Raw genomic sequence first — 4,786 nt, 5'->3', positions numbered from 1 at the left:
GTGAGCGTTCGGTATTCCCGCTCTGACGGGAGCGCAGTGGGGTGATAATGTCCATTTTCGTTAATGGACATTGTGAGGCACATTTTGGGTACGAAGAAGGGCAGCAAGAAGCGGTTTTGGTCGGATGACGAGAAGCGGTCGATCTGTTTGCAGGCCAGAGTGCCGGGGGTTTCGGTTGCGCAGGTTGCGCGCCGCTCTGCGATGAATGCGAACCTGATCCACAACTGGCTGCGTGATGAGCGGTTTGCGCCAGAAGACAGCGATTGCGTCCTTGATGGAGCGGCGTTTCTACCAGTGGAGATAGAGGCCCGCAGGCCGCACCAGGCCACCAGATCGCGGCGCTTGCCTCGGATATGCCGTTGTCGGCTCAGCGGGTTGATATCACGCTGTCGGACGGGCGGCGGGTATTGGTGGAAGGGACGACGGCGCTGCCGACGGTGCTGGCTTTGGTTGAAGGTCTAATGCCGTGATCCCCGTGCCGTCCAACGCGCGGGTTTGGCTGGCTGCCGGGGTGACGGACATGCGGCGCGGGTTCAACACTTTGGCGGCTCAGGCGGAGAAGGTTCTGGAGCTTGATCCCTATTCTGGACATCTGTTTGTGTTCCGGGGACGGCGCGGTGATCTGCTGAAGATCATCTGGTGGGATCGACAGGGCGCATGCCTGTTCAGCAAGCGCCTTGAGAAGGGCCGGTTTGTTTGGCCTGCTGCGAAGGACGGTAAGGTCAGCGTGACGCCCGCGCAATTGTCGATGTTGCTTGAAGGCATAGACTGGCGGATGCCGCAAAAAACATGGCGGCCCCTGAGCGTCGGATAGGCCAATATATTGGCGTTTGCGCGCCTCTCGGGATTCAACTTACGCCCTTGATCTGATATAAGATCGAAGATGCTGAAGGACCTTGATATCACCCCGGAGGACCCCGCCGAATTGAGGGCGGTGAACCGCCTTCTGGCCGACGAGGTCAAGGCTCTGAGCCTCAAGGTCGAGCAGCTTCAACACCAGTTGCACGGGGCCAATCGGCATCGGTTCGGCTCCAAGTCTGAGGGTCTGGATCAGCTCAATCTCGATCTGCTCGAGGACGCCGAGATTGTTGAGGCCGCTGAAGACCAGGCAAAACAGCCCGCCCCGTCGCGGAGGGAGTTGATCCAAAGCCGAAGCGCAAACACAGCCGCAAGCTCTTGCCGGATCATCTGGATCGGGAAGACGAGGAGCTCTCTCCCGGTGATGAATGCGGTCGTTGTGGTGGCAACTTGCGCACCCTGGGTGAGGTGTCACCGAAGAGTTGGAATACGTGCCGGGACGCTTCAAGGTGAAGCGGATCATCCGGCCCCGCAAAGCCTGTTCATGGTGCGAGGCGATTGTGCAAGCGCCGCTGCCATCGCGCCCCATTGAGCGTGGGCGGCCCGGACCGGGATTGTTGGCCCATGTTCTGGTAAGCAAATATGCCGATCATTTACCCCTCTATCGCCTGAGCCAGATCTTTGCCCGTGAAGGCGTCGATCTGGACCGCTCGACCATGGCCGACTGGGTTGGTCGCTCGACGGCCCTGCTGGAACCTCTTGCCGATGCCATCGGACGGATGGTGCGGCAAGGACCTGCGCTTTTTGCCGACGATACGCCCATCAAAATGCTGGCCCCCGGCAACAAGAAGACCAAAACGGCGCGGGTCTGGACCTATGTGCGGGATGAGCGTGCCTGGTCTGGCCAATCGCCACCCTGTGCATGGTATCAGTTCACGGTGGATCGCAAAGGAGAGCATCCCGTTGCTCATTTGTCGGGATACAAGGGCTGGGTCCATGCGGATGGATATTCCGGGTTCAACGGTGTGTTCGGTGACGACAAAGCCGATGAGATGGCCTGCATGGCGCATGTACGACGCAAGTTCGTGGATGTCTTCTCCTCGCAGGGCAGCGCCATTGCCGAAGAAGTCATCCGCCGGATTGCTGAGCTTTACGCTATCGAGAAAGAGATCAGGGGCATGCCCCCCGAAGACCGCGCTACCATCCGGCAGCTAGGGCAAAACCGATCTTTGACGCCTTGGAAGAATGGTTGCAGACGCAATTGCCCAAATCTCGGGAAAGTCACCACTCGCGCAGCCATCCGCTATGCCTTGGGCCGATGCCGAAAGCACGCCCATACCTTGAGCTCGGCCATCTGGAATTGGATAACAACACCGCCGAGCGCGCCGTTAAACCCGTCGCCATCGGACGCAAAAATTGGATGTTCTCAGGCTCCCAAGGCGGCGGCAAAGCCATGGCTATCGCTTATACCCTGATCGAAACGGCCAAGCTCAACGGTGTTGACCCTCAGGCCTGGCTGACCTGGGTCCTCGGTCAAGTCGCCGACCACAAAATCACACGCCTCGACGAACTTCTGCCCTGGCGTTACGCTGCTCAGGCAGCGTAACAGGCCGCATCGGTGTCGCGCCAGAGCGCCTTCGCCGGACGGTCACAGTAGTCAGCTGATTTAGCTTCTTCTATCCTATTTTTCTCTTTATATTACAGCGTGTTACTTGATGACGGAGGGCTGAAAAATGGCACACCCAACGGGTGCGGGTTCTGAGAGCGATTTTCGGCTGGATTTTGACCCTCGGGTGCGGTTGGAATTCCACGGTTCAAAGATCAGTTCTGATGGTGGTCTTCTGCTTTACCGGGAGCTTGATGACGCCCTTGGCCTTTTCGGCAAAGCGGTTCGGTTCCTTCGGGATACCCGCAAAGGTAAGAATGGCGTTCACACCTTGATGGGCCTGCTGCGCCAATCGATATTTGGTCGCCTTGCGGGCTATGAAGATGTGAATGATGCCGTGCGTCTGTCGCGTGACCCGGTAATGCGCCAGATTATCGGGGGCCGTGCCGTTGACACTCAGGCGGCATCCTCCTCCCAGATGGGCCGCTTTGAGACTGAGGTGCTCGCGACTGCCGCCAACAGGGAAGCCTTGGCCGATATGCCCGGTCAATGGATTGATGCGGTGCATGGTCGCCAAGGACTGAACTACATCACCTTGGACATGGATAGCTCTGTCAGCCCCACCCATGGCGCTCAGGAGGGAACCGCATGGAACGGGCATTTCGGCTGCAACTGCTATCACCCATTGTTCATCTTCAATCAGTTTGGCCACTTGGAACGCTGTGCCCTGCGCAATGGCAGCGTCCACAGCGCGGATGACTGGAAGGCTCTTCTGATACCCGTCATTGCGCGCTATGCAGAGCGCGACATCATGCGCTTCTTTCGCGCTGATGCCGCCTTTGCCATTCCGGAACTTTACGAGACTTTAGAGGCTGAAGGGTACCGCTACGCCATCCGCCTCAAAAAGAACGCTGTGCTGGAAGAGAAGATCAGCCATCAGCTGACCCGCCCCGTGGGACGTCCCTCAAAGACAAAGATCAAGCGCTTCTATGAGGTTTTTGAGTATCAGGCTGCTTCATGGAGCAAGCCCCGTCAGGTGGTTGCCAAGATCGAATGGTATCCCGGTGATCTATTCCCTCGCGTGGGTTTTGTCGTCACCAACTTGCCGATGGAGCCGGAATGGATCATCCGCTTCTACAATCAGCGCGGCACAGCCGAACAGCACATCAAAGAAGGCAAGAACGCCATCACTTGGACCCGCCTGTCCTGCAAGCGGTTCTGTGACAATGAGGTCCGGCTTCAGCTTCACGCATTGGCGTATAACCTTGGTGTCTTCCTGCAAGGGCTAGACCTCCCGGAAGAGGTCGCCGACTGGTCGCTGACACCTTATGCGCAAGGCCTCGTCACCCGGATCCTGTTTCCGGCACTGGAACGTTGAGCGGTCCAGATCCGCAAGACGGCATGCCCGACGCTCGCTCAGGCCATGCCGGTCCATTACGTCCCGCACAGCACAGCGCTTCACGTCAGGCGTCAGTAGTTTTTTGTCGCTAGATCTTTGAGTGCGGCATTGTCGAGCATCGCCTCCGCCAACATCCGCTTCAGCCGGGCATTCTCGTCTTCCAGAGACCGCAGCTTCTTCGCGTCGGACACGTTCATGCCGCCAAATTTGGCTTTGTACTTGTAGAACGTTGCGTCGCTGATGCCATATTTCCGGCAAAGGTCGGAAGCCTTTACCCCGGCCTCGTACTCCTTGATCATCCCGATGATCTGTTCGTCGCTGAATCTGCGTTTCATGGTCCATCCTTTCCTCAGATGAATCACTAACACCAAGATGGCTGGAATTCAGGGGGCTGGGTCAGACTTCTACGTCCATCGTTTCACTGCCTCTGTCATCGTCTCGCTCATCGCTATCTCCTTCCAAATAGCATGAGCAGAAATTCACTGGGTCGATACAGGTGTCCAGATGGATCGAAACGGTGGATGGCCCCGCAGTTTCCCGTCGAACCGATGTGTTCATAGCCGCAATCACAATTGGCGCAATCGTCACCTGGTGGCTTTAATGAGTCCTGAGCCTAGAGAGTGGAATAGCCCCCTGAAAGTGGTCCACCAACTGGGATAGTTTATCCCTCAAATTGGAGGATCAGCGATGGCTGGGAAAAGAGAGAAGCCCGAAGAGATTGTATCGAAGCTTCGGCAGGTTGAAGTTTTGCAAGGACAGGGAGCGACGATTGCCGAAGCGGTTCGCCAGATTGGTGTGACGCAGCAGACATTCTATCGGTGGCGGAAGCTGTATGGTGGGATGCAGCGATCACAGCTTACGCGTCTGAAGGATTTGGAGAAAGAGAACCAGCGGCTCAGACGTGCGGTGTCTGATTTGACTTTGGACAAACTCATTTTGAGCGAAGCAGCGAAGGAAACTTCTGAGCCCTTCGCGTCGTCGCA

6 protein-coding genes and 2 pseudogenes are annotated in these 4,786 nt (G+C 57.3%); 7 read left to right on the top strand and 1 reads right to left on the bottom strand.

Annotated elements, in window-relative coordinates; translation table 11 throughout:
* The first annotated feature begins 84 nt into the window (after window positions 1–84).
* The 6 genes and pseudogenes from TRICHSKD4_RS27975 to TRICHSKD4_RS05665 all read left to right on the top strand — a co-directional run.
* On the top strand, window positions 85–462 hold the full coding sequence (locus tag TRICHSKD4_RS27975) for a transposase (RefSeq protein WP_208992979.1): 378 nt from the start codon (window positions 85–87) through the stop codon (window positions 460–462).
* Window positions 463–466: 4 nt separating this feature from the next.
* On the top strand, window positions 467–814 hold the full coding sequence (gene tnpB, locus TRICHSKD4_RS05675; RefSeq protein WP_009465831.1) for an IS66 family insertion sequence element accessory protein TnpB: 348 nt from the start codon (window positions 467–469) through the stop codon (window positions 812–814).
* Window positions 815–883: 69 nt separating this feature from the next.
* Window positions 884–1,390: a transposase gene (locus tag TRICHSKD4_RS31165; protein WP_009466508.1), complete on the top strand. Its 507-nt coding sequence runs from the start codon at window positions 884–886 to the stop codon at window positions 1,388–1,390.
* Entirely contained in the window at window positions 1,308–2,273 is a 966-nt protein-coding gene (locus TRICHSKD4_RS31160) for an IS66 family transposase (RefSeq protein ID WP_208993009.1), read from the top strand. Before TRICHSKD4_RS31165 ends, TRICHSKD4_RS31160 begins: the two co-directional genes overlap by 83 nt.
* Entirely contained in the window at window positions 2,159–2,404 is a 246-nt protein-coding gene (locus TRICHSKD4_RS32235; RefSeq protein ID WP_371256676.1) for a transposase domain-containing protein, read from the top strand. Before TRICHSKD4_RS31160 ends, TRICHSKD4_RS32235 begins: the two co-directional genes overlap by 115 nt.
* Before the next feature lie 127 nt (window positions 2,405–2,531).
* A pseudogene (locus TRICHSKD4_RS05665) lies at window positions 2,532–3,728 on the top strand (IS1380 family transposase); the annotation flags it as partial.
* A gap of 146 nt (window positions 3,729–3,874) precedes the next feature.
* On the opposite strand, the gene TRICHSKD4_RS05660 reads toward TRICHSKD4_RS05665, so the two are convergent.
* Window positions 3,875–4,138, bottom strand: coding sequence for a transposase (locus TRICHSKD4_RS05660; RefSeq protein WP_009465855.1), 264 nt, complete (start codon window positions 4,136–4,138; stop codon window positions 3,875–3,877).
* Window positions 4,139–4,490: 352 nt separating this feature from the next.
* On the opposite strand from TRICHSKD4_RS05660, the pseudogene TRICHSKD4_RS05655 reads away from it, so the two are divergent.
* Window positions 4,491–4,786 (top strand): annotated as a pseudogene (locus tag TRICHSKD4_RS05655) (transposase); the annotation flags it as partial.

This window comes from Roseibium sp. TrichSKD4 (assembly GCF_000148725.1).
In the GTDB taxonomy this organism is placed as follows: Bacteria; Pseudomonadota; Alphaproteobacteria; order Rhizobiales; family Stappiaceae; genus Roseibium.
This window is presented reverse-complemented; position numbering and strand designations above follow the sequence as displayed.